General features: G+C 48.4%; 29 protein-coding genes and 1 riboswitch. Of the genes, 2 read left to right on the forward strand and 27 right to left on the reverse strand.

Translation table 11 applies throughout. From position 1 onward, the window contains the following. Positions 1–31 precede the first annotated feature (31 nt). The 15 genes from AC3WRW_RS25825 to AC3WRW_RS25895 form a co-directional block, all read right to left on the reverse strand. A complete protein-coding gene (locus tag AC3WRW_RS25825; protein ID WP_492549108.1) occupies positions 32–778 on the reverse strand; it encodes a pseudouridine synthase in 747 nt (248 codons plus the stop codon). Between the two features lie 61 nt (positions 779–839). Further along, positions 840–1373 carry a spore maturation protein gene (locus AC3WRW_RS25830; protein ID WP_492549109.1) on the reverse strand — a complete coding sequence of 178 codons (534 nt, stop codon included), beginning with the start codon at positions 1371–1373 and terminating at the stop codon, positions 840–842. 6 nt (positions 1374–1379) lie between these two features. Continuing rightward, positions 1380–1979 (reverse strand): nucleoside recognition domain-containing protein, encoded by a 600-nt coding sequence (locus tag AC3WRW_RS25835; RefSeq protein WP_171682122.1) that lies wholly within the window; start codon positions 1977–1979, stop codon positions 1380–1382. Between the two features lie 61 nt (positions 1980–2040). After that, positions 2041–3234, reverse strand: coding sequence for a D-alanyl-D-alanine carboxypeptidase family protein (locus AC3WRW_RS25840; RefSeq protein WP_492549110.1), 1194 nt, complete (start codon positions 3232–3234; stop codon positions 2041–2043). 118 nt (positions 3235–3352) lie between these two features. Next, positions 3353–3847: a GerW family sporulation protein gene (gene ytfJ, locus AC3WRW_RS25845; RefSeq protein ID WP_492549111.1), complete on the reverse strand. Its 495-nt coding sequence runs from the start codon at positions 3845–3847 to the stop codon at positions 3353–3355. Between the two features lie 116 nt (positions 3848–3963). Beyond that, a complete protein-coding gene (locus tag AC3WRW_RS25850; RefSeq protein ID WP_492549112.1) occupies positions 3964–4665 on the reverse strand; it encodes a DUF2953 domain-containing protein in 702 nt (233 codons plus the stop codon). Positions 4666–4765: 100 nt separating this feature from the next. Then, the gene (scpB, locus tag AC3WRW_RS25855; RefSeq protein WP_492549113.1) at positions 4766–5368 is read right to left on the reverse strand and encodes an SMC-Scp complex subunit ScpB; all 603 of its coding nucleotides are present in this window, start codon (positions 5366–5368) and stop codon (positions 4766–4768) included. Further along, entirely contained in the window at positions 5352–6143 is a 792-nt protein-coding gene (locus tag AC3WRW_RS25860) for a segregation and condensation protein A (protein WP_492549114.1), read from the reverse strand. The genes scpB and AC3WRW_RS25860 overlap by 17 nt, the downstream gene beginning before the upstream one ends. A 15-nt stretch (positions 6144–6158) precedes the next feature. Further along, positions 6159–6800, reverse strand: coding sequence for a site-2 protease family protein (locus tag AC3WRW_RS25865; protein WP_492549115.1), 642 nt, complete (start codon positions 6798–6800; stop codon positions 6159–6161). Further along, the gene (gene ribH / locus AC3WRW_RS25870) at positions 6800–7270 is read right to left on the reverse strand and encodes a 6,7-dimethyl-8-ribityllumazine synthase (protein WP_492549116.1); all 471 of its coding nucleotides are present in this window, start codon (positions 7268–7270) and stop codon (positions 6800–6802) included. The genes AC3WRW_RS25865 and ribH overlap by 1 nt, the downstream gene beginning before the upstream one ends. Positions 7271–7319: 49 nt before the next feature. Next, positions 7320–8546, reverse strand: a complete 1227-nt coding sequence (locus tag AC3WRW_RS25875; protein WP_492549117.1) for a bifunctional 3,4-dihydroxy-2-butanone-4-phosphate synthase/GTP cyclohydrolase II — start codon at positions 8544–8546, stop codon at positions 7320–7322. Positions 8547–8578: 32 nt separating this feature from the next. Next, positions 8579–9250, reverse strand: a complete 672-nt coding sequence (ribE, locus tag AC3WRW_RS25880) for a riboflavin synthase (protein ID WP_492549118.1) — start codon at positions 9248–9250, stop codon at positions 8579–8581. Between the two features lie 16 nt (positions 9251–9266). Then, positions 9267–10376 carry a bifunctional diaminohydroxyphosphoribosylaminopyrimidine deaminase/5-amino-6-(5-phosphoribosylamino)uracil reductase RibD gene (ribD, locus tag AC3WRW_RS25885; protein WP_492549119.1) on the reverse strand — a complete coding sequence of 370 codons (1110 nt, stop codon included), beginning with the start codon at positions 10374–10376 and terminating at the stop codon, positions 9267–9269. Positions 10377–10610: 234 nt separating this feature from the next. Further along, positions 10611–10792: riboswitch (FMN riboswitch) on the reverse strand. 138 nt (positions 10793–10930) lie between these two features. After that, positions 10931–11362 carry a peptidylprolyl isomerase gene (locus AC3WRW_RS25890; RefSeq protein ID WP_171682133.1) on the reverse strand — a complete coding sequence of 144 codons (432 nt, stop codon included), beginning with the start codon at positions 11360–11362 and terminating at the stop codon, positions 10931–10933. Between the two features lie 54 nt (positions 11363–11416). Then, entirely contained in the window at positions 11417–12361 is a 945-nt protein-coding gene (locus tag AC3WRW_RS25895) for an NADP-dependent oxidoreductase (protein WP_492549120.1), read from the reverse strand. 139 nt (positions 12362–12500) lie between these two features. Here AC3WRW_RS25895 and AC3WRW_RS25900 point away from each other — a divergent pair, with 139 nt between their 5' ends. After that, a complete protein-coding gene (locus AC3WRW_RS25900; protein WP_492549121.1) occupies positions 12501–13400 on the forward strand; it encodes a LysR family transcriptional regulator in 900 nt (299 codons plus the stop codon). A 346-nt stretch (positions 13401–13746) separates the two neighbouring features. Here AC3WRW_RS25900 and lysA read toward each other — a convergent pair whose 3' ends face one another. From lysA to AC3WRW_RS25920, 4 genes are all read right to left on the reverse strand, one after another. Further along, positions 13747–15078 carry a diaminopimelate decarboxylase gene (lysA, locus tag AC3WRW_RS25905; protein WP_492549122.1) on the reverse strand — a complete coding sequence of 444 codons (1332 nt, stop codon included), beginning with the start codon at positions 15076–15078 and terminating at the stop codon, positions 13747–13749. Between the two features lie 163 nt (positions 15079–15241). Further along, a complete protein-coding gene (locus tag AC3WRW_RS25910; RefSeq protein WP_492549123.1) occupies positions 15242–16855 on the reverse strand; it encodes a spore germination protein in 1614 nt (537 codons plus the stop codon). 21 nt (positions 16856–16876) lie between these two features. Next, positions 16877–17296 carry a stage V sporulation protein AB gene (locus AC3WRW_RS25915; RefSeq protein WP_492549124.1) on the reverse strand — a complete coding sequence of 140 codons (420 nt, stop codon included), beginning with the start codon at positions 17294–17296 and terminating at the stop codon, positions 16877–16879. Further along, complete coding sequence (locus tag AC3WRW_RS25920; RefSeq protein WP_492549125.1) at positions 17293–17928, reverse strand: stage V sporulation protein AA; 636 nt, start codon at positions 17926–17928, stop codon at positions 17293–17295. The genes AC3WRW_RS25915 and AC3WRW_RS25920 overlap by 4 nt, the downstream gene beginning before the upstream one ends. 182 nt (positions 17929–18110) lie before the next feature. Here AC3WRW_RS25920 and AC3WRW_RS25925 point away from each other — a divergent pair, with 182 nt between their 5' ends. Continuing rightward, a complete protein-coding gene (locus AC3WRW_RS25925; RefSeq protein ID WP_171682139.1) occupies positions 18111–18320 on the forward strand; it encodes a DUF378 domain-containing protein in 210 nt (69 codons plus the stop codon). A gap of 185 nt (positions 18321–18505) precedes the next feature. On the opposite strand, the gene AC3WRW_RS25930 is transcribed toward AC3WRW_RS25925, so the two are convergent. From AC3WRW_RS25930 to AC3WRW_RS25965, 8 genes are all read right to left on the reverse strand, one after another. Beyond that, on the reverse strand, positions 18506–18934 hold the full coding sequence (locus AC3WRW_RS25930) for a GTP pyrophosphokinase (RefSeq protein WP_492549126.1): 429 nt from the start codon (positions 18932–18934) through the stop codon (positions 18506–18508). A gap of 45 nt (positions 18935–18979) precedes the next feature. After that, positions 18980–19201, reverse strand: coding sequence for a hypothetical protein (locus tag AC3WRW_RS25935; protein ID WP_492549127.1), 222 nt, complete (start codon positions 19199–19201; stop codon positions 18980–18982). Positions 19202–19935: 734 nt separating this feature from the next. Beyond that, entirely contained in the window at positions 19936–20691 is a 756-nt protein-coding gene (sigF, locus tag AC3WRW_RS25940) for an RNA polymerase sporulation sigma factor SigF (RefSeq protein ID WP_126141164.1), read from the reverse strand. An 11-nt stretch (positions 20692–20702) separates the two neighbouring features. Continuing rightward, positions 20703–21149: an anti-sigma F factor gene (gene spoIIAB / locus AC3WRW_RS25945; RefSeq protein WP_492549128.1), complete on the reverse strand. Its 447-nt coding sequence runs from the start codon at positions 21147–21149 to the stop codon at positions 20703–20705. Then, positions 21146–21499 carry an anti-sigma F factor antagonist gene (gene spoIIAA, locus AC3WRW_RS25950; protein ID WP_492549129.1) on the reverse strand — a complete coding sequence of 118 codons (354 nt, stop codon included), beginning with the start codon at positions 21497–21499 and terminating at the stop codon, positions 21146–21148. The genes spoIIAB and spoIIAA overlap by 4 nt, the downstream gene beginning before the upstream one ends. A 173-nt stretch (positions 21500–21672) precedes the next feature. Then, a complete protein-coding gene (locus AC3WRW_RS25955) occupies positions 21673–22848 on the reverse strand; it encodes a D-alanyl-D-alanine carboxypeptidase family protein (RefSeq protein WP_492549160.1) in 1176 nt (391 codons plus the stop codon). Positions 22849–23249: 401 nt separating this feature from the next. Then, entirely contained in the window at positions 23250–24551 is a 1302-nt protein-coding gene (locus AC3WRW_RS25960; RefSeq protein ID WP_492549130.1) for a pyrimidine-nucleoside phosphorylase, read from the reverse strand. A gap of 83 nt (positions 24552–24634) precedes the next feature. Continuing rightward, the gene (locus AC3WRW_RS25965) at positions 24635–25018 is read right to left on the reverse strand and encodes a cupredoxin domain-containing protein (protein ID WP_171682145.1); all 384 of its coding nucleotides are present in this window, start codon (positions 25016–25018) and stop codon (positions 24635–24637) included. Between the last annotated feature and the right edge of the window lie 136 nt (positions 25019–25154).

Consider the following 25154-nt stretch of genomic DNA (forward strand, 5'->3'; position numbering starts at 1 on the left):
ATCTTTATTATAACGAAAAGAAGGCCAATTCTTATTGGCCTTTTTGAACGTTATGTGTCTTGAAAGCCTCGTTCCTAAGCTCTTCAACCTCTTTTGGCGTCAAGTGGCGATACTTCGCTCTTGGCAGGCCGGTAAGAAAGATCGGACCGAATTTAATCCGTTTTAATCTGATCACAGGGAAGGAAATCGCCTCGAACATCCGTCTGACCTGCCGGTTCCTGCCTTCGTAGATCGTGATCTGAATAACGGACTCATTCTTCTCTAAATTCACGTCGGCATATTCAACTTCCGCCGGGGCTGTCATCCCGTCTTCTAACTGTATGCCCGTTTTTAGCTTATCTAATAACGTTCCGTGCGGCACCCCCTTTACCGTCGCTTGATACGTCTTCGGTACGTGATGCTTCGGATGCGTAAGCAAATGCGCAAATTCACCGTCATTCGTTAGAATGAGCAAGCCTTCCGTATCATAATCCAATCGACCGACTGGGTACACACGCTCTTTAATTCCTGGCAAGAAGTCCGTTACGACTTTACGTCCCTCAGGGTCCGTCGCGCTTGTAATGACACCTTTCGGTTTATGTAAAATAACATAAATCTTCTTCTGTTGGCCGATAGCTCGTCCATCGACTTTAATTTCATCTTCAGCCGGGTTAACCTTAACGCCAAGCGTGGTGTTCACTTCACCGTTCACTTGCACACGTCCGGCAAGGATGATTTCCTCACATTTCCGGCGGGATGCGACGCCCGCTTCTGCCAATACCTTTTGCAGTCTTTCCATTATCCGCTTTCACCTCAAGCTAATGATAACGGAGTTGACCGTAAATCACAAGAGCGCCGGCTCAGGTAAACACCAAATAACAGATAACAATGGACGCGGCGAAGCCGACAAGATCCGAAATCAGCCCTACTTTCAGCGCATAACCCGCTTTCCGTATGCCGATTGCTCCGAAATATACCGTGATTACATATAACGTTGTGTCCGTGCTGCCTTGAACGGTCGATGCGATCCGGCCAATCATCGAATCCGGACCAAACTGTTCGATCAGATCCGTTGTGAAAGCAAGGGAGCCCGCTCCTGTAATCGGCCGTAAAATCGCCAGCGGAAGCACCTCGGTAGGAACGCCAATGCTTTCGAAGAAGGGGCGCATCCAGCCAATCAGCAGATCCATCGCCCCGGATGCGCGAAAAACGGAAATAGCGACCATCATCCCCACCAGATGGGGAATAATTTTAATCGCAGTGTCAAAGCCCTCTTTGGCTCCGTCGACGAACGATTCATAGACAGGCACCTTCCGGTAAGCGGCATATAAGGGGATGAACACGATCATGACCGGGATGGCCCAAGATGAGATGAGTGAAACGAAGGCATACATGCGTAATCATCCTTTCAAAGGAGGGATGGGAGAGCGTGACCTTCGGTACCATCGATCCACAAAAATGGCGACAGCTGTCGAGATGATCGTTGCAATCAGTGTCGTGCCCACGATTTCCGCGGGGTTGACCGAATTGTAATTCATCCTAATGGCAATCAGAGTCGTCGGAATTAACGTAATGCTGGATGTATTTAAGGCAAGCAGCGTACACATCGCAGTGCTTGCGGTATCTTTGTCCGCATTCAATTTTTGCAGCTCCTGCATCGCTTTGATGCCCATCGGCGTTGCCGCGTTGCCAAGACCGAGGATGTTTGCGCTCATGTTCGACATTATATAGCCGATCGCCGGATGGTTCTTAGGGACGCTCGGGAATAAAAAGCGAACCGCCGGCTGCAGCAATCGGGCAAGCTTGCTCAAAATGCCCGCATCCTCAGCCATTCGCATCATGCCCATCCAAAACACAAGGACGGAGATCAATCCGAAGCAGACCGTCACGCCGCTCTTAGCGCCATCGAAAGCAGCTTGCGTTACCGTTTCGACATTCCCGTTCAAAGCAGCAACGACGAAGCCAATGACGATAAAAAATAACCAAATCCAATTCACCATTTCGAGGGCCTCCTTCCCATTTTGCCAGAGTGGCATCAGCAGCATCCTAAGCGTAAGTGCTCTAGTCCGCCCACTTTGATTTAGAGATCGAGAACAGCTCCTGAATCAACATCCGGCAAATCAAGCTGTAATGCGAGAGCAGCGTTACTTGATAAGGTTTTCCTTCCTGGAAGGAGAACGCGGACTTGCTCTGTGCCTGCAGCAGCGGGCTCGATTTATCGTAAATCGGCACCGTTTGAATCAGATTCTGCTGGAGCGAATACTGCACGGTGCCCCGCTCCGCCAGCCGGTAATCCGTAGACGCAGGATCGACTAGCGTCACCTTATGCGTCAGCTGCGCCGCTTCGCCTTCCGCTAACGGATACAGAAACGTTCTGCCCGCCACCCACGGCGTACCTTCGACGACGTCGCCTTTCTTGACAATCGTTTGCAAAGGGAAATACGTAAACCCATACTGCAGCAGTCTCGCATGATCCGCCCAATCGTCCCCGTCATTGAGCGTGACGACAGCCAATTGCTGTCCGTTTCTCGTCGCCGAGGAAACAAGGCACCGTTTAGCCAACTTCGTATAGCCCGTCTTCACGCCATCGGCGCCTTCGAAAAGAGAGAGCATCTTGTTTTTGTTCAGCCACGAGTAATCCCAGGCTTCATTCGGATTCGGCACCTTTTTCAGCTTGGTGGAGACAATTTCTTTAAACACAGGATTTTTAAGCGCATAAGCCGTTAACTTCGCCATATCATTGGGACTGGAACGGTGCCCTTCCCCTTCATCCAGACCTGACGGATTCGTAAAATGCGAATGATCCATGCCAAGCATGCGCGCCTTCTCATTCATCAAGTAAACGAAGCCGTCCACACTTCCGCCAACATGTTCCGCAATAGCTGTCGCCGCGTCATTCCCTGAGCGGAGCATTAAGCCATACAGCATATCGTGCAGCCGCATCTCTTCTCCCAGCTTGAGATAAATCGACGAGCCTTCTTTACCGAAAGCCGTTTTGCTGACCTTCACTTTATCGTTCAATTTTCCTTGTTCAATCGCGATAATCGCGGTCATGATTTTGGTTAAGGAAGCAATCCGCATAGGCGTGTCCCCTTTTTCGCTATAGAGAATACGTCCGGATTCCACATCAATCAGCGAGGCGCCAACCGCGTTGGTATGTATGCCGGGAGGCGCGGCTTCCACTTGCGCCCAAGGTGTTAGCAACAGACTAATGAGTACACTGCACATCATGATGAACCTGACACTTTTCTTCATCGTTATCCCCCTACACACCTAATAGACAAGACGAAACTTTGTACAAGTATATGCTTATGAAACGGGGATATGTCCAAATAGAAAAAGCTGCCATAAAGGCAGCTCCGACGATAATTCGCTATACGATGAAATTTTGATTCTCGATATTCGTAACATTATTGCCGCTAGGTGTTCCAACGGTGTTCGTCTTCGTATTAAAGCCTTTGACCATGCTTTGAATTCTGTCTACAACTTGCGGAGCAGAATCGATGAGGCGTTCAATAATGTGCGTTTGATTGTCGAGTGGAACGACCTTCACGCCATTTTTGCCTACGACGAGGAAAGCGATTGGCGTGATCGATACCCCGCCGCCGCTGCCCCCGCCGAACGGAAGCGCCACTTTCGCATTCAGCGCGTCACTTTTCCCTACTGAGCTGCCATCAATTTCAATTTCGGAATCCGTGACAAACTCGCTGCCTCCTGCGGCAAATCCGAATCCTACTTTGGAAATCGGCATAATGACGCTGCCGTCCGGCGTTTCAACCGGGTCACCGACAATCGTGTTCACGTCGACCATTTCTTTAATATTTTCCATGGCGACTTTCATGAGACCTTGAATCGGGTGTTCTGACATGATAATATTCCTCCTTCGCGTTTTTCGCCACTCAAAACTGGCATCGGAAGCTTAAACGTCTATGACCAATATTGGTTCTTTTTTAGAGTACCCTTAGAGGAATATCGTTATGTACATCACGAAGCGGTTTTCAGCCTCGATCTTGCTTTTAGGAATATTTGGATCCATATGCGAATACCGCCTTTTACTTTAGCCGCCCTGGCGATCAGACTGACCATTGCCAACACCACGTACCAACCCCGGATACGACCCGCAAAACGCACTTCCGTTGAGAAATGCTTTTCATTAAACTGCGGAATCACGTCCACCCGCGGAGCCGCCTTCACCTGCACATATCGCATCGTAAAACCAAGAAGGGATGATTTAATTCCCCAAATCGCTCCCGTCGTGATCGCCGTCTCCGGGGCATCGCCAACTCCAACGCGCGTGATCCATTTGAGCTCCGTACATTCGATCTTGGCCAAGGTCTTTTTCATCCATTCATACAGATTGACGGTATGTAGAAGAGCTTCCCTTGCCTGCTTATAAAAAAGGATCACTTTGTCTTTCGTAATATGATCCTTGCTTTCATCCCTAAGCTTGGCATAGGTATCGCTCAAAATTTCAGATTTGATCAAAATCCCTTTGGTAAACCCTCTGAATTGGATAATGGGAATGACATAACGATAACGGATGATTCCAAATAACGCACGAATCTCCACCGTCAATGTGTCATTATCTTTCACACGGGAGAAATAAAATTCTCCCCGTATATAACTAACCGCCGCCATGATAACGGCCAGGATGACGACGAGCAGCACGAGCCCTACCCATAACAACCCCATTCTCCCCCTTAACAAAAAAACTCCACTGCGGGAAGAAATCTCCCGGCAGATGGAGTTAGTATGAGCTAATTAAGGAAATGAAATGCATTTTACATTACTCGTTTTCTTCCGACACATCATCCAACGTAATCTGCTTCTGATCTCCGCCCATCCGGTCAAATAACATGCGGGTTTCTTCCTCCAGATCAAAACTCCCTTGAAAGTCAGCCGAATCCGGCAATTCCTGAATGGAACTGAGGCCGAAGTATTCCAGAAATTGCTTGGACGTCCCGTACAAGATCGGTTTCCCGACCGCGTCGGCGCGCCCGACTTCCAGAATTAAGTCTTTTCCGGTCAGAGTCGCCAAAGCCCGGTCACATTTTACACCGCGTATTTCTTCAATTTCTACTCTAGTAATCGGCTGTTTATAAGCAACAATGGACAATGTCTCAAGTGCAGCTTGAGAGAGTGATGAACGCGATGGCGTATAGGCGAGACGTTCGAAATAAGGCGCATGTTCAGCCAAAGTCGTTAGCTGGTATGCACCGGCCACCTCGACAATCTGAACCCCTCTGCCCTTGCGTTTAAATTCAGTTCGCATATCTTTAAGCAAGTCACGAACCAAATACAAATCAAGCTCCATAACCTCAGCAATTTGCTTGGCATCCAAGCCTTCGTCACCAGAGGCAAAGAGCAGTCCTTCAATAATTGATTTCATCTGTGGAAAATTGAGCGTCAATGTCGGAAACCTCCTCTTTCGCTTGAATGACGATATCTTCAAATAATTGATATTGATAGCAGACGACTTTTTTCATTTTCATTAATTCGAGAATGGCCAGAAACGTGACGACAACTTCTTCCCGCGTCATTTCATAATCGAACAACTTGGAGAAAAGCAGTTTGCCGCCCTTTATTTTAAGCAAGTCTACAACTTCTCTGATCCGGTCTTTGACGGAAATTTCATCTCTTCGGATTCTAGTCACGACATTGCGGTTGGCTAGTTTCCGCAGCGTTCGCTGAAAAGCGAATAGCAAATCGGCCACGTCCAGCCCTTCGACGGGGTTCTCCTGCACATGAGGAAGGAACGGCGTCAAATCTTCAGGCTCACGCGTATAAACCAAGCTGCGCTCTACTTCTTTATCTCTTAACATATCGGCAATAGACTTGTATTTCCGGTACTCAATGAGTTTGGCAACAAGCTCTGCGCGAGGATCAAGTTCGTCTTCCATATCGTCAAAATATTCATCAAATTCAATTACAGGCGGCTTAGGCAGCAGCATTTTGCTCTTGATGGAAAGAAGCGTGGCAGCCATGACAAGAAATTCGCTTGTAATCTCCAGCTCCAACTCCTGCATCGCTTGTACATACGCTAAGTACTGCTCTGTAATTTCTTTGATCGGAATATTATAAATGTCAAGTTCATTTTTATCGATAAGATGAAGCAAAAGATCAAGGGGGCCTTCAAAAGCTTCTAACTTATAGGTAACTTTCATTTATTCTCCCCCTTGTCATAGTGAAAATATATTCATAACAAACTGCGCGGCTAACGGATAAATATGCTCTAACGCCCATTGGCCTATAGGTGTAATCATGAGAACGATAACGAGAATAAGGGCATAAAGCTGATTGCGGTCCATCCAACGTTTATTTGCAGAAGGAACAAGGCCTTTCAATATATACCAACCATCGAGCGGATACAGCGGCAATATATGTATCAAACAAATCATGAGATTTACAATAACGCCGTACTGCAAATAGACTCGCCACTGTTCAACAGCGATCGACTCGGATGCTCCTCCTGCCATCAAGGAAGGTAGAAAGAAATAGAGCCACCAGAAGAACAAAGCGAGCAGCAGATTAGTAAAAGGGCCGACTGCATACACAAGTGTATTATACAGCTTCGGCCTCTTAAAATTCAAAGCCTCAACCGGCATTTTCTTCGACCAGCCATACGGTCCGAAAACAATCATAGCCAACCCCAAGGCATCTAGATGTACCAAGGGGTTAAGCGATAATCGTTTGCCGTCCCGGGCCGTCCGGTCTCCGAGCAGCCAAGCCGCTCCTGCATGCGCTGCATCATGGAGCGTCATAGCGATCAGAAAAGCGACCAGCCTGGGCAGCAGTGTTTCCAGATGATAATAAGAAAGCATTAGGAAGAGAATTGCTTCGTCAAATTCGCCATTTCAATCGCCGTTACTGCCGCTTCCCAGCCTTTGTTTCCAGCTTTCGTACCTGCACGCTCAACGGCTTGTTCGATGGAATCCGTCGTCAGCACGCCGAAAATCGTAGGTACGCCTGTTTTCAAGTTAATCGCCGACACGCCTTTTGCAACTTCGCTGCACACGTAATCAAAGTGAGGCGTTGATCCGCGAATGACGGCGCCAAGGGTAATAACAGCGTCATATTTCCCGCTTTCCGCCATTTTTTGAGCGATGAGAGGAAGTTCGAATGCGCCCGGTACCCAAGCAATATCAACTTCATTGTCCTGCACGCCGTGACGTTTTAGAGCGTCTTGTGCGCCTCCAAGCAATTTGGATGTAATAAACTCATTGAACCGGCCTACGACAATCCCATATTTTAAATTCTGAGATACTAAATGTCCTTCATAAATTGTAGCCATGGTAGGATTCTCCCTTTCTATATGAAAACAGTTATTCGTGTAATGTCTTTCAGATCCCGCTGCCGGAATCGTGGAAACTCAGCATATGGCCAAGCTTCTGCTTTTTCGTTTGCAAATAATTCAGGTTGTCCGCTTTGCTGTCCATTTGAATCGGAACGCGCTCAACGACTTCAAGGCCGTAGCCTTCCAGCCCTTTAATTTTGCGCGGGTTGTTCGTCAGTAGGCGAAGCTGCGTAATGCCCAGATCTTTCAAAATTTGCGCGCCAATTCCGTAATCACGAAGATCCGGAGCGAAGCCAAGCTTAATATTCGCCTCTACGGTGTCGAATCCCTGCTCCTGAAGCGCGTAAGCTTTCAATTTGTTGATTAAACCGATTCCGCGGCCTTCCTGACGCATATATAATAATACACCATTGCCCTCTTCATCAATCTGTTTTAATGCGGCATCGAGCTGCGGCCCGCAATCACAACGGTGAGAATGGAAAACATCTCCGGTCAAACACTCCGAATGAACGCGCACCAGAGTAGGCTTAGAAGGGTCAATCTCCCCTTTAACAAGGGCGACATGCTCTTTATTATCAAGCTGATTCGTGTAGGCTATCGCTTTGAAGGTGCCGAAATCCGTTGGAAGCTTAATCTCGACTTCGCGCTCAACCAGCTTTTCCTGCTGATTGCGATAGTGAATCAGATCTTGAATGGTAATGATGCACAAATCATGTTTCTCCGCGATTTCCATCAGATCCGGAACCCGGGCCATCGTCCCGTCTTCCTTAATGACTTCGCAGATGACAGCTGCCGGATAGGAACCGCATAGAACAGCTAAATCAACGGCTGCTTCCGTATGTCCGGCCCGGCGGAGTACGCCGCCCTTTTTGGCAATCAACGGGAATATGTGGCCAGGTCTGCGGAAATCCTGCGGTTTCGTAAGGGGATCAATCAAGCCCATCACGGTTCGTGAACGCTCATGCGCGGAAATTCCCGTGCTGGTATCTACATGATCCACAGAAACCGTAAAGGCGGTGCCATGATAATCCGTATTCCGGGCAACCATCGGCGGCAAATCGAGCTCCTTGGCCCGCTCTTCCGTAATCGGCGTGCATACGAGCCCTCGGCCTTCCTTAATCATGAAGTTGATGACTTCCGGTGTCGTTTTATCCGCCAGCGCGATGAAATCACCTTCGTTTTCACGATCTTCGTCATCCACCGCAATAATGACTTTCCCTAAACTGAGATCCTTCAATGCCTCTTCAATGGTACTGAATCGTATTTGTGTCATATTCACCTCTCCTAACAAAAACTGACTTGCTTCTACATAAAGCCATGATCAGCCAGAAAGCTGGCCGATAGCGTACTCTGCTTTTTGCCGCTTCCTTCCGATGCTTCAACAGGACCGAACTTTAACAGCCGCTCCATATATTTGCCCAAAACATCGCATTCCATGTTGACCGTATCCCCTGCTTTTTTGTCATGCAGGACGGTTTGAGCGAGCGTATGCGGGATAATGGAAACCGCTACGTCACGATCCGTGACGTCGACAACGGTTAGCGAGATGCCATCGATCGTGATCGATCCGCCACCGATAATATACCGGAAAATATTCTTGTTTTCCGGTTCGAACCGGTAAACCACCGCATTTTCTTCAGGGATGCGGGACAAGATCGTCGCCGTAGCATCCACGTGACCTTGCACGATGTGACCGCCGAACCGGCCGTTCGCTGCCATAGCCCGCTCCAAATTCACGCGGGTGCCGGCTTGCAGCTTGCGCAGGTTCGTCTTCCGGTAAGTTTCCGGCATAACGTCTACGGAGAAAGAGTCGCTATCGAAGGAAATGACCGTCAGACAGACGCCATTCACCGCGATGCTGTCACCCAGATGAATATCTTCAAGCACTTTCCTCGCACCGATGGTCAGCACCATCGCTTGACCTGCGCTATGAATGCGGCGCATGTGGCCGATTTCTTCAATAATGCCGGTAAACATGACAGCCCTCCATTCGTCAGCTCTTATACACCGGATAGCCGGTTAAGCATACATCCGGTCCGAATTGCTCGACCTTGAGCCGGTCGAGCATTATTGCCTCATCCATCTTCGCGAAGCCTTCGAAGGCGATGTTCACCGGTGCTGCCTGCCCGCCGCCGATAATCTTCGGCGCAAACATCAGCACCAGCTTATCCAGCAGGCGCCGCTCCAGCATGGCGCCGTTCAGCCGGCCTCCACCCTCCAGGAGGATGGAGCCGATCTCGCGCTCGCCGAGCTGCTGCATGGCGAGCGTCAGATCCACCTGCGGGCCGTCCCCGCAGGTGAGGACCGTGATGCCGCGCGCTTCCAGCGCGGCACGCCGCTCTGCGGGCGCCTGTGCGGTCGCGGGCAGGATCGTCGGCTGACGATCCTGCTCCGTGAGCACCCGGGCGCCCAGCGGGACTCGCAAGCGCGAGTCCGCGACGATCCGTACCGGCTGCACAGCCGGTACGTCGCCGCGCGCGCTTAGGAGCGGATCGTCGGCGATGACGGTGTCGACGCCGACCATGATCCCCTGGTGCCGATGGCGCAGGGTATGCACGAAAGCGCGCGATGCAGGCGACGTGATCCACTTGCTGTCGCCTGTTTTGGAAGCGATCCGGCCATCCAGCGTGCTGGCCGTCTTCATCGTCACGAAGGGCAGGCGCGTGACGATATATTTGTTGAACGCCTCGTTCATCGCCGAGGCTTCCTCCGCCAGCAGCCCGACGGTCACGTCGAGGCCATGCGCACGCAGTTTGGCGATGCCGCTGCCCGCAACCTGCGGGTTCGGGTCGGTGCCGGCAACGACAACGCGGGCAACGCCCGCTTCGATGAGACGGTCGCTGCAGGGCGGCGTCTTGCCGAAGTGACTGCACGGCTCCAGTGTGACGTAAGCCGTGCTGCCTCTGGCTTCCTCGCCGGCCATCTGCAAGGCAAGAACCTCAGCATGGCCATGTCCGCGCTTGAGATGCGCCCCCATCCCAACGATGCGTCCCTCTTTCACCAGAACGCATCCTACAACCGGATTAATCCCTGTTTGACCAAGAGCGCTCCCGGCCATCTGTAGAGCAAGCCTCATATAAGCTTCATCATTCAAGACATGCATGTGTGTTCACCGCCTTCCCAAGCCCAGTTAATATAGAATGCAAAAAGACCCCTCCGCATATCGGATAGGGGCCAGAGATTGTTTAGGTAGCACGAATAAGCTTCAGCCATCCAAACTTGTTGCATTTTTGATCAAATCAAACAAGCACGGCGAATTTGTGCCAAAGCACAGACCTGCCGAATTTTTGTTCTCGTGAAAAAATGAACAAGTATGCACAGCGAATCTCATGTTCGCGTTTTCCTTCTCCCATCCAGACTATACTGTCGGTCCCGGACTCTCACCGGGTCAGCCGTAGCGAAGCTGTATGTCAGGTACCGCTAGCTTCAAAACGGGTCACGGACTAATCGTCAGCAGGCCAATAAGCCTGCAGTCGAATCACCGCCGGTGTGGAATTTCACCACGCCCCGAAGGTTTGCACACATATGAAAAGTAACTTATGAAAAATTTATCACTCAGTCATTGAAAAAGCAAGGTCTTTTTTGTCTATGGACCGGTAAAAGACAAAAAAAGAACCCGCTGACCACGATCAGCAGGTTCTTCTTATATGCAAAAAATTATACTTCTACAACTTCAACTTTTTCCATCAAATCTCTGCCTTTGAAAGCATCGACCAGTTCCATACCTTTGGAAACTTTACCGAAAACGGTATGTTGTCCGTCAAGGTGAGGCTGTGGTTGGTAAGCAATGTAGAATTGGCTTCCACCAGTATTTCTGCCAGCATGAGCCATAGCCAAGGAGCCGCGCTCATGTTTGTTCGGGTTGATTTCACAGTTGATTTGGTAGCCTGGGCCGCCAGTTCCTGTGCCGGATGGACAACCGCCTTGTGCGACGAATCCTGGAATTACGCGATGAAAAACAAGTCCGTTGTAGAAACCGGAGTTTGCTAATTTTTCAAAGTTGGCAACCGTGTTAGGCGCGTCTTGTTCGAAAAGATCGATAAGAACTTCGCCACCGCCTGCTAGTTTAATTTTTGCTTGTTTGGCCATTGTGGTCCACTCCTTTAGACAATAATATCTTATTCTACTATGAAAACCTTCATTTCACAAACTCGGCTGGATTTTCAGCACTATTCTTCCCTGCCCGTGGCCGGTTTGACTGCGGAGCTGCGCCTCTGAAGCGGCGTGAAGCGGATAGGTCTGACCGATGACTGCTTTCAAACTCCCTTCTGCCATCAGCCGCGCGATTTCCTCCATCGTCTCGGACGACAGCAAAGCGTTCGAGAATTCAGCCCGAATTCCCAAATCTCTTGCTTTTTCCTGAGAGGGCTGCCCGGCTATGGAGAGGAGCATGCCGCCTTTTTTTACTACAGCATAGGAACGCTCCAGCGTTTCACCGCCAACTGTATCTAAAACCAGATCCATCCCCTGAGCGAACTCTTCAAATCTATTCGATGTATAATCGATAACCTGTGCAGCTCCCAATGTCTTCACTCGCTCAACATTTGCCGTGCTGCAAGTCCCTATGACATGAGCTCCTTTCCAAGCTGCCAACTGAACCGCGAACGAGCCTACGCCGCATGCTGCTCCATGAATCAGTACCCGCTGATCTTTAAGCAAGCTTCCACTGTTAAATAAAGCTTGCCAGGCTGTCGTCGCCCCACCGGATATTGTTGCCGCTTCTGCGAAGCTGATGCCGGAAGGTTTAACCGCTAACCATTCGACATCTGTGACGATGTACTCGGCATAAGCGCCATTGGAGCTGCGACCGAACACTTCTTGCCCCTTCTGAAACTTCGTGACATGGGCACCCACTTCTTCAATCACACCCGCAATAGCCGACCCCGGAATATACGGAAACGTCGTTGGGCGCATATGCTTGAACAATCCTTGACGTATTTTCCATTCGATGGGAAGTACGCCTGCCGCATGTACACGCACGAGCACTTCCTTATCCCCAGGCGTCGGTCGATCCATCGTCTCCACTTGCAGCACTTCAGGCCCGCCATGCCCATGCACCACAATGCCTTTCATCTTCAAATTGTCCATGTAGAAGATCCCCTCTCTGATTTATAGCTGGGTTGCAACCTGCTTTCCTCCATTGTAGAATGTATTTTACATAAAATGAAATATATCTTTTTGTCTATCTACATAACTTCAAGTATATGAATGAGGGAGGATAATAAGAATGGAGCTGCTGCAGCTGTATTATTTTCAAGTCGTTGCCAAGCTGGAGCATATGACGAAAGCGGCTGAATTGCTGCGCATCGCACAGCCAGCTCTTAGTAAAACCATCTCGCGCCTGGAGGCTGACTTGGGAGCTCCTTTGTTTGACCGTCAAGGCAGACAAATCAAACTGAATGCTTATGGCAAAGTCTTCTTAGCTAAAGTGAACGCAGCTCTTGGTTTGTTGGAAGAAGGCAAACGTGAGGTGGCAGACTTGGCAGGACTCGAGCATGGGCAGGTTTATATTGCGACTACCGCGATCAGCCGTTTCTCCGAGCTTTTTGGTTCTTTCGCCACTAAGCACGCTGCAGCTAATTTTAAACTGACCCAAACAACCTCCGAGGAGTCTAAAATGCAGCTGCTTCTCAGCGGAGAAGTGGACTTCGCGATCACGTATTGCTTGCCTGCGGACTTTAAAAGCCAAGGAATAGCCAGTATTCCCTTTTTGACGGAGCAAATATGGCTAGCGGTTCCACCTGGTCACCGGCTGATAGGTCGCGAGAGCATCCATTTGCATGAAGCCGCCGGGGATGCGTTTATCGTCATGAAAGAAGGACATCGTTTCCGTCAAAAAACGGACGCCTTATGCCAACAAGCCGGGTTCACGCCAAAAATTATTTGCGATGTGAATGACTTTTCAGCCATTAGCAGCCTTGTTCAAGCCGGGATGGGCGTTTCCTTGGTCACTTCTGCACCCTCGCCGCGAAAAGACAATGCGCCCCACTTGCTTCGCATACATGAGCCCGTAAGCGAGCGCACCTTTCAGCTTGCCTGGTTGCAGAATCGATACTTATCGCGAGCGGCGCAAGCTTTTCGCGATTATGTTACGGCTTATTTTCCGGATAACAAACCCGGAGGTTGAATTGGATCAGCCGGTTGGCGGATGCCGGACTTTCAACACTGCTTTATTGATCTCGACTACCGTATGGGAACTACAGGACGCTTTTTCAGCCATAAGGGGTGAATTGTAAAGCTTGGGGGAACTGCAGGGCCTTATTTGCCACAATGCCCCTCAATTCAGCTTGAAATCAGGAAATAACGGATCACTGTTCCCTCTATTTCGCCAACTGGCAGTTTTCAACGTAATAGAAGACTATAGTTCCACTCATACTAGCCTTGCATCGGAATTGAACAAAAAAAGACTATCCCCCAGGTCATTCCTGACCTAAAAGACAGCCCCTTTTCAGCCCGGAAACCCGGGCTGTTTGTTATACCGTATTGCTCACATGTTTCATTCTAGCCGGTATCACATCGTTGCCGACGATGTTATCGAACGTTTCGCGTTTCACGACAAGGTCGCTTTGGCCTTCGCTCACGAAAACAACGCCTGGACGACGGATACGGTTATAGTTGCTAGCCATCGCATAGTTGTAAGCACCTGTACACGAGACGGCAAGCACATCGCCTGTGCTCACTTGCGGCAGCTTCACGTCCCAGATGAGCATATCGCCGCTCTCACAGCATTTGCCGGCGATGGATACGACTTCAGTCGGTTCCTCTGTCGCACGGTTGGCGAGCATCGCCTCGTACACCGCCTCATACAAAGCAGGACGCGGGTTATCCGTCATTCCGCCATCGACGGAGACGTATTTGCGTACGCCAGGAATTTCTTTCGCAGTTCCCACCGTGTACAGCGTCGTTCCTGCATCGCCAACGATGCTGCGGCCCGGCTCCACCCAAATCTCAGGCAGCGGATACTCGTTTTGCCCGAAATTCTCTTTGATCGCATCGGTAATAGCTTTCACATACACAGCTACCGGCAGCGGAGTATCTTCGCTCACATAACGGATGCCGAAGCCGCCGCCAAGGTTGATGACCTTGAAAGTGACGCCGATTTCTTGGCGAACTTGAACGGCTAAGCCTGCCATTTTCTCAGCGGCCAAGCGGAAGCCCTCTACTTCGAAAATTTGCGAACCGATGTGGGAATGAATGCCCAGAAGCTCCAGGTTGCTTAACTGAGAAGCTTCTTCGATCGCACGGAATGCCGCGCCGTTGCCAAGGTCGAAACCGAACTTGGAATCCGTCTGGCCTGTAGAAATATATTCATGCGTATGCGCCTCAACGCCAGGCGTGATGCGCAGTAAAATTTTCACCTTCTGGCGCTTCTCGCCGGCAATGGCATTCAACATTTGCAGTTCGATAAAGTTATCTACAACGAAGCAGCCAATTTTCGCATCAATGGCCATTTCGATTTCATCGATTGTTTTGTTATTGCCATGGAAATGAATCCGTTCAGCCGGGAATCCAGCCTGAAGAGCCGTATATAATTCGCCGTCGGAAACGACATCGAGGGACATTCCCTCTTCTTCCACAATGCGGCACATCGCCATTACGCAGAACGCTTTGCTGGCGTAAGCCACTTGGAATTTCAACCCGGATGCTTTGAACGCATCAACGAACTCGCGGCAGCGTTCACGCACGAGCACTTCATCAAACACATATAACGGAGTGCCATATTCGGCAACCAGCTTCGTTGCATCGACACCACCGATTTCAAGGTGACCTTGACCGTTTATTTTACTTGTACCATGCAAAAACATAGCTTCATTTCCCCCTCACCCTGAACCTGCTGCTGCACCTTTCGGCTCTAACGGCCGAATGCGCATTACTATTTAAAGTACCATAGGAAAAGCGCATTTGACAATATCCTTCCTGCCTCTAATCGTAAAAAGGACAAGAAGAATCCCTTGTCCTTTGCATCAATTACGGTTTGGGTTGACGTGTGCCGTCAACCGGTTTTGTCAGGCTTAAACGCGTTTTGGCTGCCAGTACCGGCTGGCGAACGAGGATAGCGAAGAAACTTTTGGCGTTAAAAGGAATCATCGGCCACATGTACGGGGCATTGTACGATTTTCGAGTTGCCAGCAGGATCAGCCAAATCGTTGATCCGACGATAAAACCGGGAACATGGAAAATCGCGACGGCCAAGAGCAGACCCAGCCGGACGACGCGGTTGGCGAGTCCCAATTCATAGCTTGGCGTAGCAAACATTCCAATGGATGCCAGAGCCAGATACAGGATGACTTCATTAATGAACAAGCCTGTCTTGACTGCGATATCGCCTACCAAAATGGCGGCCACCAAGCCCATGGCAGTGGCCAGCGGGGTCGGGGTATGGACCGCGGCCATCCTCATCAAATCGATCCCGATATCGGCGATAAGAAATTGAACGAGCAGCGGAAGGTTCCCTTCTTTCTGCGGCCCGAGGAATTCTAAACCGGCCGGCTTCAAGGAAGGGTCCATCACCATCATAAACCAGAGCGGAAGCAGGAAGATGGATGACATGATGCCGGCAAACCGCACCCATCTTAGATAGGTGCCGATGAACGGCGTTTGCCGGTATTCCTCGGCATGCTGCACATGGTGGAAAAATGTCGTAGGCAAAATCATGACGCTCGGAGAAGTGTCTACGAACAGACAGACGTGACCTTCCAATAAATGAGCGGATACAACGTCGGGACGCTCCGAGTACCTTACCATCGGATACGGATTCCAGCCTTTGTTGACGATAGCTTCCTCCAACTGTTTTTCAGCCAGCGGGAGTCCGTCGAGCTTTACTTGGTTTATTTTCTCCTTTACGGCATCCACCAGATCTGCGTTTGCGATATCGTTGATGTATCCGATACAGACGTCCGTTTTGGTTCGTTTGCCGATTTGCATAATTTCAAGCTTCAACCGCTCGTCTCGCACTCTTCGCCTGACGAGGGTCACGTTCAAGAGCAAGGTTTCCACGAAACCGTCCCGTGAACCCCGCACAACCCGCTCCAAATCAGGCTCGCCTATCGATCGGATCGGATAGCTTTTGACATCGACGGCAAGTGCCGTCGTCTCTCCTTCAATGAAGAATGCAGTGCCGCCCATCAAAACTTGCCCCACGATTTCGGACATTTTTTTGTAGGACTTTACTTGAATATGAGGAATTAGCTTCTCCATGAACGTTTCGAGCGTACGGTGCGTTACACTCTCCTCGCTGGCATAAGAGAGACGTGTCAAAATGTCCGTAAGAACCGTATCCTTGGCGAAGCCATTACAGAAGAAGACCCCCACCCGTTTAGAGCCGAACACCATTTCTCTAAACACAAGATCGAAGCTGCGGTTCAGCCCGACGCGCTCTTCCAGCACTCTTTTGACTCCTTCTAAATGATCGGGGATCTCTTCTTGAATCTTTAATGCCTTTTCCTCAGGAGTCATATCCGTAACGGGATTATATTCAGATAAATTCCCTTCTTCGTCGATCGCCAGTTTATCCATTTTTTCCTGAGATTCGTTCGCATCGTCTTTCTCGTTGTCATGTCCTGTCTTCACAATTACTTTCATGCCGTGCGCCTCCTTCAAGCCTTAATAAAACAACCACTCAAACAAGGATCCAAACACTTTCCCGAAAATCATCGCCATAAGCAGCAAAATCATATAGGAACCCATGCCCACTCTTTTGGCGAGAATCGGCAGCACATTAATGATTTCTGTGAGCGCAGCCGCCAGCATGCCGACGAAACAACCGGCGAATAGTCCGACAATGGCTGCTCCCATCGGGAAGAGATGTATTTTGGCATCGCTAAAATCAACCCATGTAAACAAAAGTGAGCCCAAAACAACGGCCGCTTCATAGGCATGTATCTTGGAGAATGATCGTGTGATCTGCGCAAGCCGAGGTATGATATCCAGCACGACAAGGAATGCGACCATACCGCTCCCGACCGCGATCCCCCCGGCTAATCCGATAAAAGCGATCAAAAGGACTTCCCCCAGGAGAGTCATCCCTTCGACTCCCTTTCCTCGTGAATTTTCATATACTCTTCGGTGATCACATAATGATTCACATTTTCTTGGTACATGAACATTTCCACTTCCAGCGGGCTTGGTTCTTCATTGAATTTCTTTTTAAACAAATGATTAAAGAAAATGACCATCCCTACACCGATGCCAAGCGAATATGGAATTTGCAGGATGAGAGGATGTTCCACTTTTTTGCCCGTCATTAGCTCATAGATCCTTTGATGAACCTCCATCATGGACACATCCGCATGGAAATTCATAATGGCCAGCCCCGAGCCTATGAACAATAGCAGCCATACTAAACCAATCAGCACAGGGCTCACTTTTTTATTATCAGAATATATTTCGAGGAGCACATGGGGTTCGCCAAAATGTTCAATTTGCAGCTCCGGGTAGATCGCCTTCACTTTTCGAACAATCAGCATCATATCAATCAGGACGCGGTTGCCATCCTCCTGCTGCGGCTTATGAATGATCAGCTGATTAAGTGCTGTTTCATATTCAGGCTCCACGAATACTTGTGCGATATGTCGAAGCTGCACGACGCTTCCCTTGCGAACGCGGGCTCTTCGTCTGAGCCGGATATACAACTGCGGAGCTCCAGTCTTAACCATGGCATGGGCTCACTCCCTTCGATAGGTACGGGTATCATCCATGTATAGGGGTAGTATGCAAAATGTTTCCTCCCCATAATCGCCTGCACCGATGGTAAATTCTCCAGGAATAAAGCGGCCCTCCAATTGGCATAGTAAGAAATGAATACCGATAACTTATTCCATACAAAGAAGGTGATAACATGGCAAAACTGGCGTTAACACTAGTTATTATTGGTGCGCTGAATTGGCTTTTAGTTGGGCTCTTCGAATGGGATTTAGTTTCAGCTTTACTGGGCGGGGATTCCCATCGGGAATCTTCGGTTTTAAGTCGTATCATCTATACGATTGTCGGCTTATGCGGGGTTTACTGCGTTAGATTCTACTCCGACACCCGATATTCGGCGAGATAGCTGCGCAGGACAATAAAGAAAGCCGCCATACCCAGCAGATCGATGGGTAAATAGCGGCTCTTTTTCATGTTCGGTTATCGTACGTTTTGTTATTAAATTATTAGAAGGCAGTGGTCTGTTAATGTTTTCAAACTGAAACCTAATTTTATTCAACATCCTCTATTGCATCCCTATTAACGACCCGTTTAATCGCTCCTGGACAGCAAAAATTGAACCCCCTTCTCGTACTTTTTCAATCGCTCAAAATCCTTTTCCGTCAAATTCTTTATGCGTTTAACATCTCTATTATCTTCAAGATCCAAAAGCTTCACGTACCTTGCAAGTGGGTTTGGTTTGATTCGCTGAAGAAACTCATCGTACGATTCTTGTCTTCTCCTAGTGAGACAATCTAGTGCTGAAAGTACGTATTCTGAAAAACCTTCTTCACGCAATTTATCAATCGTAATATTGTTATCTTCAACTACATCATGTAAAACCGCTACAATTTTGGATTCATTATCCACCGCTTTCAACATTAATCTTAATGGATGAAGTATGTAGGGTTGGCCACCTTTGTCAAACTGACCTTCATGTGCTTGAGTTGCAATGATAATTGCCTTAGATAGTGTTGTCACGGCTTCACTCCTTGTAAAAGAATTGTTTTATTTAAACATCCAAAGTTATGAACTGTGAACATCATGACCTTTTGCATTTCTGAAGTATCCATTGTCTAAACGATATCCTTTGCTTATAGCAATATCATAGAAAATATAAAGTTTCTCGGCTCCCTTTAATGCGTGGTCTTCAGTCAAAGCGGATTCAACTAATTGTCCAGTGCTTGAGTTATGAGGAAAAACTAAAACGCCTAACTTACCATCATTGAACAACAACATAATAATCATTAAACCTCTTGCGATAAATAGTATCAGTTCCGCTCATATCAACTCTCCTTATCCTATATTTTACCATGAACTTAAAAATTGTGGATAAAAAGAGAATTATAGTTCTCAAGAATAAACGTTCAATATTGTGAGTATCATTAATTGACTACGTAACTTCTATTTATCCCTCTCCTTCATATCAATAACGTTTATTCCAACATCATCAAAGATGTACTTCCCTGCTCTTGAATGACTATATGTTCGCTTCGGATGCTTCTTTGGCAATATTGAACTATCTGTATATATCAGTTCGACAATCCATTAAGTATTCCAACACCATCGCAGACTTACAATGTTGCCACTTCGATCCTCAGAATAGTAAGATCGCAGGTTTCTTTTTCAGCCCATATGTTTCACAATATTTCAGAAATCCTTTTTCCTACATTGTGTCTAAAAGCAGTTTCTCATGAACCATGATTCTATTTGATAACTTAGGAAACGAAACAAAAAGTTCATTCATATTATTACAATCCTTTCTTTACAGTGCTTTTTAATTTCTCGATTGCGATTAATATCTACTTGTCACTCAACTGGCTACACGCTCCTCCGTAGCAATCATTCATTGTCTGTGCCCTTTTCAAACATTTCCGCATGGAATTTCGCAGTACTTTTTGCACATAACTCTTACCTATGAATTTTCAAAGAAATAAACAACCGCCCTCCGAATGGAGAGCGGCTACTTTGGGATCGTTCGGTTATTGGGCAATCTGATCTTTAATCGATTGTAAAATCTTCTTTTCCAACCGCGATACTTGAACTTGGGAAATGCCCAGCCTGCTGGCTACCTCAGACTGTGTTTGATCCCGGAAGTAGCGGAGGTACACAATAAGTCGTTCTCGCTCGGAAAGCGTTCCGATGGCCTCGTTAAGCGCGAGCTTCTCGAACCATTTCTCACCGGTCTCATCGGAGATTTGATCCATCAACGTGATCGGGTCTCCGTCATTCTCGAATACGGTCTCGTGAATCGATGAAAGCGGCTTATTGGCTTCTTGCGCGAAAACAACTTCCTCCGCCGTGATCATAAGCTCTTCTGCCACCTCTTTAATCGTAGGAAGCCTGCCAAGCCGTTTGGATAACTCGTCCTTCGTCTTGCGAATCTTATTGGCCAGTTCTTTGAGCGAACGGCTAACTTTGAGTGTTCCGTCATCCCGAAGGAAGCGCTGGATCTCGCCGATAATCATCGGCACCGCATAGGTTGAAAACTTCACATCATAGGACAGATCGAATTTGTCAACGGATTTCAGCAATCCGATGCAACCGATCTGGAATAAATCTTCGGCTTCGTATCCCCGGTTCAAAAAACGTTGAACCACAGACCAGACCAAGCGGATATTGCAGCTGACGAGTGTTTCTCTGGCGAGTCCATCTCCGGATTGGCTGAGGGCGATTAACCGTTTGACTTCCGAATCGTCTAAATAACTGTGAGAAGCATGCTTCAGATCGACATCCATAGATCAAACCCCTAATTGTATAAAGCTTTTTTAGATTCTATTCGCTTCAACATGTTTATTTTGGTTCCGATTCCGACGGCCGTCACAACTTCCACTTCGTCCATGAAATTTTCCATAATCGTGAATCCCATTCCGGAGCGTTCAAGTTCCGGCTTGGATGTGTAGAGAGGCTGTTTCGCTTGTTCCAAATCATCAATGCCTGAACCCTCGTCCTCAATCGTAATACGGACCACGTCATCATCAATTTTCGTTGTAATGGTAATTACACCATCCGGTTTATTGTTGTAACCATGAATAATCGAATTCGTCACAGCTTCGGATACAACCGTTTTGATATCGGTTAATTCATTCAAAGTCGGATCCAATTGCGATACGAAAGCAGCAACAGCCACACGCGCAAAGGCTTCATTCTCGGAACGACTGGCAAACTGCAGCTTCATAAAGTTCGGCTCGCTCATAGTGCAACCTCCAGACTGGACATTGCATTACGCTCGTTATCCTGTATCGATACGATTTTGAACATGCCGGAAAGCTCAAACAAGCGGTAGACTGCAGGTGAAACGTCACAAACGACCATCTTGCCGCCTTTGCTCGTTATTTGCTTATAGCGACCGAGAATAACGCCTAGACCTGAGCTGTCCATGAAAGTAAGATCCTTCAAACTCAGGATCAGGTGTTGCGTATGCTCTTTGGCAATCGCTTCCTCCATCCTTGCCTTCACAACATCGGCAGTATGGTGATCCAGCTCGCCTTTCAATCTAACAATCAGCGCTCTTCGGCCTTGCTCGAATTCAATTTGCAGGCTCAACCTGTTCACTCCCCTCAGCTGAGAGATCTTGAGCTTTTATACTCAAAGATCCCTATTGTAAGTCATGAGACTTATGTTTCTACAACTGAGTTGGGAACTCCTGCCCCCCGACAAAACTAGAAGAAAACCGCTAAAACTAGAAGAAAAGTGTGATTATTCGCGGAATCTCACCCTTAATCCGTATGGAACATGTGTGACGTTGTCCGTTTGAAAAGCATCCACCACGATGCTTTTTCTACGGCAACCGGGGACTCCAGCGGGTACTCGCTAAGCACGGTATCGCCGCTGTAAACAACAATTTTGCCGATCGGCTGCCCCAACGTAATTGGCGCTCGCAAGTTGGTATCCAGCTGCAGCTCATGTCGAATGTTATCCGTAGCCGTTCCCTTTTTCATCAAAATGCTGTAATTTTGCTTCGCAACTAACGGAACTGTCGAAACCTGCCCCTTATTTACCGTGAAATTTCCGAGGCTGTCGCCTGATTTGAATAAAGGATAGTTCATATATTGGGCGAAAGCGTAGTCAAACAGCTTCGTAACCTCAGCGTTCCGCGTTTTGGTGTTCGGCTCTCCGAGCACCACGGCCACGACACGCAAATTGTCCCGTTTGGCCGTTGCCGATAAACAGAACTTCGCTTCGCTTGTATATCCCGTTTTGAGGCCATCTGCGCCGCTGTAGAAACGCACTAGCTTGTTCGTATTCACCAGCCAGAACGGTTTAGGCGAATCTTTTCGCAGATAGTCCTGATAAACGCCTGTAAATTTCGTAATCTCTTCATGTTTAAGCAGTTCTCTGGACATGACAGCAATATCGTTTGCTGTTGTATAGTGATTAGCGACTGGCAGTCCGTTACAGTTTGAAAAATGTGTATTTTTCATTCCTAACTGCTGCGCGCGCTCGTTCATCATTTGCACAAAATTTTCTTCGGATCCTGCAATTTTCTCCGCCATGGCCACGGAAGCGTCGTTGCCCGAAGCCATTGCAATGCCCTTCAGCATTTCTTGAACCGTCATTTCTTCGCCCGGCTCCAGAAAAATTTGCGAACCGCCCATGGAGGCCGCGTACTCGCTGACACGAACTTTCTCATCCATTTTAATATTGCCTTTGTCAATCGCTTCCATGATCAGCAGCATCGTCATAATCTTCGTAATACTAGCTGGCGGGAGCTTCGTATCCTTGTTTTTTTCAGCGATGACCGTGCCCGTATCCGCATCCATCAAAACCGCAGACTGCGCGTTCGGCGTTAAATCCACCAACGGCGCTTTCTTCTCTTCCGCATAAGCTGCCGGTAAGATCAGCATCGCACATAACTGTAAACAGATTAAACTGAATAGCCCTTTTTTTCTAATAGCCATTGTACCCCTCCTGTGAGATATGAAGTGAAATCCAGATGCTTGCAGCTTGAATGACTGCTAATCAGTGTTGACGATTTTCCTTCAAAATATTCCAAAGCAAGGAAATAAAGCATAAACAATAAATGCAGACTCTGGTGTGGCAGCTTAACGCTGAAAGTCAAATCTCCTTAATGTCAAAAGCTTTCCACTTTAATCCCGCTGCGCGGCCGGCTTTTCACCCACGAGACGTCCTTTTCAGACGTCTCACTGCCATTTCAGCCCCTCTCGGCTTCCGAGAGGGACTTTTGCGCCTTCTCGCGCGGCATATTCCGCTGCGCCCGCGCGCATGCGCAAAAAAAGCTATCCCAAAGGTCTGAATGACCTGAGAGATAGCCCCATTTTAATCAAGCGTATATCTAAACAATCACATCATAGATCAATTGCACCGGAGCCGGTTTGCCGGACTCAATCCGATAAGCCCCTTGGATCATGGCGGTAACTTCCGCTACATTCTCCCGATTCGCATGAATCGTGCAGATGGATTCGCCGGCTTTGACAGCGTCTCCGATTTTCTTATTCAGCGTCAGTCCTACCGCATAGTCGATCTGATCTTCCTTCTTGGCGCGTCCCGCTCCGAGCAGCATGGCGGCAATCCCGATTTGTTCCGCGTCAATCTGATTGACATAGCCATCCCGCTCCGCCGGCACCTCGTAATGATACGCAGCGGTCGGCAGCAGTTCCGGCTGATCCACCACATTCGGATCGCCGCCCTGACTCGCCACAAAGCGTTTGAACGTGTCCAGCGCCTTCCCTGTCATCACAATGTCGCGAACAGCTTCCTGCGCCTTGTCAAAGCTATCAAAAACTTTACCGAGGAGCGACATATAAGCCGCTACCGAAATCGCGACTTCCGTCAGCTCCTTGTCGCCGGTGCCGCGCAGCACTTCGATGGATTCGCGGATTTCGTTCGCATTGCCGATTTCGCGTCCGAGCGGCTGCTCCATATCCGTGATCATCGCAATCGTGTTGCGGTTCAATTTGACGCCGATATCGACCATCGTGCGGGCAAGCACTCTCGCGTCCTCCACGGTTTTCATGAATGCGCCTGAACCGATCTTCACATCCAGGACGATCGCATCGGCGCCGGACGCAATTTTCTTGCTCATAATGGAGCTGGCAATGAGCGGAATAGAATCAACCGTTGCGGTTACATCCCTGAGGGCGTACATCTTCTTATCCGCCGGAGCCAAGTTGCCGCTCTGGCCGACGATCGCGATTTTATTCGTGTTCACAGCGGTGATAAAATCTTCTTTGGACAACTCGATCTGAAAGCCCGGAATGGATTCCAGCTTATCTACCGTTCCGCCCGTATGGCCGAGGCCCCTGCCTGACATCTTCGCAACAGGAACGCCTAGGGAGGCGACGATCGGCCCAACAATCAGACTAATTTTGTCGCCTACCCCGCCCGTGGAGTGCTTATCTACTTTGATGCCGGAAATCTCCGACAAATCGATCATTTCTCCTGATCCTGCCATTGCCATCGTAAGCGCGGAAATTTCCTCGCTTGTCATGCCATTGAAGAAAATAGCCATTAACAGCGATGACATTTGATAGTCCGGAATATCACCTTTCGTGTAGCCATTTACGATAAAGTTGATCTCTTGCTCAGTTAACACTTCATTGGACCGTTTCTTATGTATTAGATCTACCATTCTCATTGCAGGTTCCTCCCAAGCATTTTTATCAAGATACAAATCGAAAAAAGGGAGCTGCCAGAGCCCCCTTAGAACTATTATTCCGTTTATTGAACTACTAATTTCGCTTTCATCTTAGCATGGCCTTCGCCGCATGGAAGTATGCAATCAATCTCATATTCGCCAGGCTTGTCGAACGTAATTTCTTTGGATGGGTTTTCTTTGTCCAACTTGATATCCAGTCCTTTGATTTCGATAGCGTGTACGCCCTCTTTCAAAGACAAGGAAACTTTCGTAGGCTCACCCTTTTTGATCGTGTAGTCAGTTGAATCAAATTGCCAGTTAGATGCGGCAATCTTAAGCTGTTGCATCTTGCTGCCGGCTGCCTCTGCTGCTTTCGCGTCTTGGCGTTCAGAGATATCTTGAAAGAGGACTCCCAGCCCCAATGCGCCCGCAAGTATAAATAACACAAAGAAAATCCACTTTTGCATGCATATCCCCCTCATAATGTGTTCACTTCATCTATTCTACCTAACATCGCGAGACAATCCCATACAGGTTTAGTGGCAAATCTTTGAATATTTTGTGACGGAATTGTGAATGCCCCTTCGTAAAAACATCCCCCTT

The sequence above is a fragment of the Paenibacillus sp. FW126-R14 genome (genome assembly GCF_058789495.1).

Bases quoted from the DNA above. Each gene is read 5' to 3' on its own strand.
- AC3WRW_RS25865 (WP_492549115.1), bottom strand. From the start codon at position 6,800: ATGCTTTCTTATTATCATCTGGAAACACTGCTGCCCAGGCTGGTCGCT.
- ribD (WP_492549119.1), bottom strand. From the start codon at position 10,376: ATGCATGTCTTGAATGATGAAGCTTATATGAGGCTTGCTCTACAGATG.
- AC3WRW_RS25840 (WP_492549110.1), bottom strand. From the start codon at position 3,234: ATGAAGAAAAGTGTCAGGTTCATCATGATGTGCAGTGTACTCATTAGT.
- AC3WRW_RS25925 (WP_171682139.1), top strand. From the start codon at position 18,111: ATGGCAAAACTGGCGTTAACACTAGTTATTATTGGTGCGCTGAATTGG.
- AC3WRW_RS25825 (WP_492549108.1), bottom strand. From the start codon at position 778: ATGGAAAGACTGCAAAAGGTATTGGCAGAAGCGGGCGTCGCATCCCGC.
- AC3WRW_RS25935 (WP_492549127.1), bottom strand. From the start codon at position 19,201: ATGATTATTATGTTGTTGTTCAATGATGGTAAGTTAGGCGTTTTAGTT.
- AC3WRW_RS25860 (WP_492549114.1), bottom strand. From the start codon at position 6,143: ATGAAAGTTACCTATAAGTTAGAAGCTTTTGAAGGCCCCCTTGATCTT.
- AC3WRW_RS25835 (WP_171682122.1), bottom strand. From the start codon at position 1,979: ATGGTGAATTGGATTTGGTTATTTTTTATCGTCATTGGCTTCGTCGTT.
- scpB (WP_492549113.1), bottom strand. From the start codon at position 5,368: ATGAAATCAATTATTGAAGGACTGCTCTTTGCCTCTGGTGACGAAGGC.
- AC3WRW_RS25920 (WP_492549125.1), bottom strand. From the start codon at position 17,928: ATGGTTAAGACTGGAGCTCCGCAGTTGTATATCCGGCTCAGACGAAGA.
- AC3WRW_RS25900 (WP_492549121.1), top strand. From the start codon at position 12,501: ATGGAGCTGCTGCAGCTGTATTATTTTCAAGTCGTTGCCAAGCTGGAG.
- AC3WRW_RS25965 (WP_171682145.1), bottom strand. From the start codon at position 25,018: ATGCAAAAGTGGATTTTCTTTGTGTTATTTATACTTGCGGGCGCATTG.
- ribH (WP_492549116.1), bottom strand. From the start codon at position 7,270: ATGGCTACAATTTATGAAGGACATTTAGTATCTCAGAATTTAAAATAT.
- ytfJ (WP_492549111.1), bottom strand. From the start codon at position 3,847: ATGTCAGAACACCCGATTCAAGGTCTCATGAAAGTCGCCATGGAAAAT.
- AC3WRW_RS25875 (WP_492549117.1), bottom strand. From the start codon at position 8,546: ATGACACAAATACGATTCAGTACCATTGAAGAGGCATTGAAGGATCTC.
- AC3WRW_RS25915 (WP_492549124.1), bottom strand. From the start codon at position 17,296: ATGACTCTCCTGGGGGAAGTCCTTTTGATCGCTTTTATCGGATTAGCC.
- AC3WRW_RS25910 (WP_492549123.1), bottom strand. From the start codon at position 16,855: ATGAAAGTAATTGTGAAGACAGGACATGACAACGAGAAAGACGATGCG.
- AC3WRW_RS25895 (WP_492549120.1), bottom strand. From the start codon at position 12,361: ATGGACAATTTGAAGATGAAAGGCATTGTGGTGCATGGGCATGGCGGG.
- sigF (WP_126141164.1), bottom strand. From the start codon at position 20,691: ATGGATGTCGATCTGAAGCATGCTTCTCACAGTTATTTAGACGATTCG.
- spoIIAB (WP_492549128.1), bottom strand. From the start codon at position 21,149: ATGAGCGAGCCGAACTTTATGAAGCTGCAGTTTGCCAGTCGTTCCGAG.
- AC3WRW_RS25960 (WP_492549130.1), bottom strand. From the start codon at position 24,551: ATGAGAATGGTAGATCTAATACATAAGAAACGGTCCAATGAAGTGTTA.
- AC3WRW_RS25830 (WP_492549109.1), bottom strand. From the start codon at position 1,373: ATGTATGCCTTCGTTTCACTCATCTCATCTTGGGCCATCCCGGTCATG.
- lysA (WP_492549122.1), bottom strand. From the start codon at position 15,078: ATGTTTTTGCATGGTACAAGTAAAATAAACGGTCAAGGTCACCTTGAA.
- AC3WRW_RS25890 (WP_171682133.1), bottom strand. From the start codon at position 11,362: ATGGCCAAACAAGCAAAAATTAAACTAGCAGGCGGTGGCGAAGTTCTT.
- ribE (WP_492549118.1), bottom strand. From the start codon at position 9,250: ATGTTTACCGGCATTATTGAAGAAATCGGCCACATGCGCCGCATTCAT.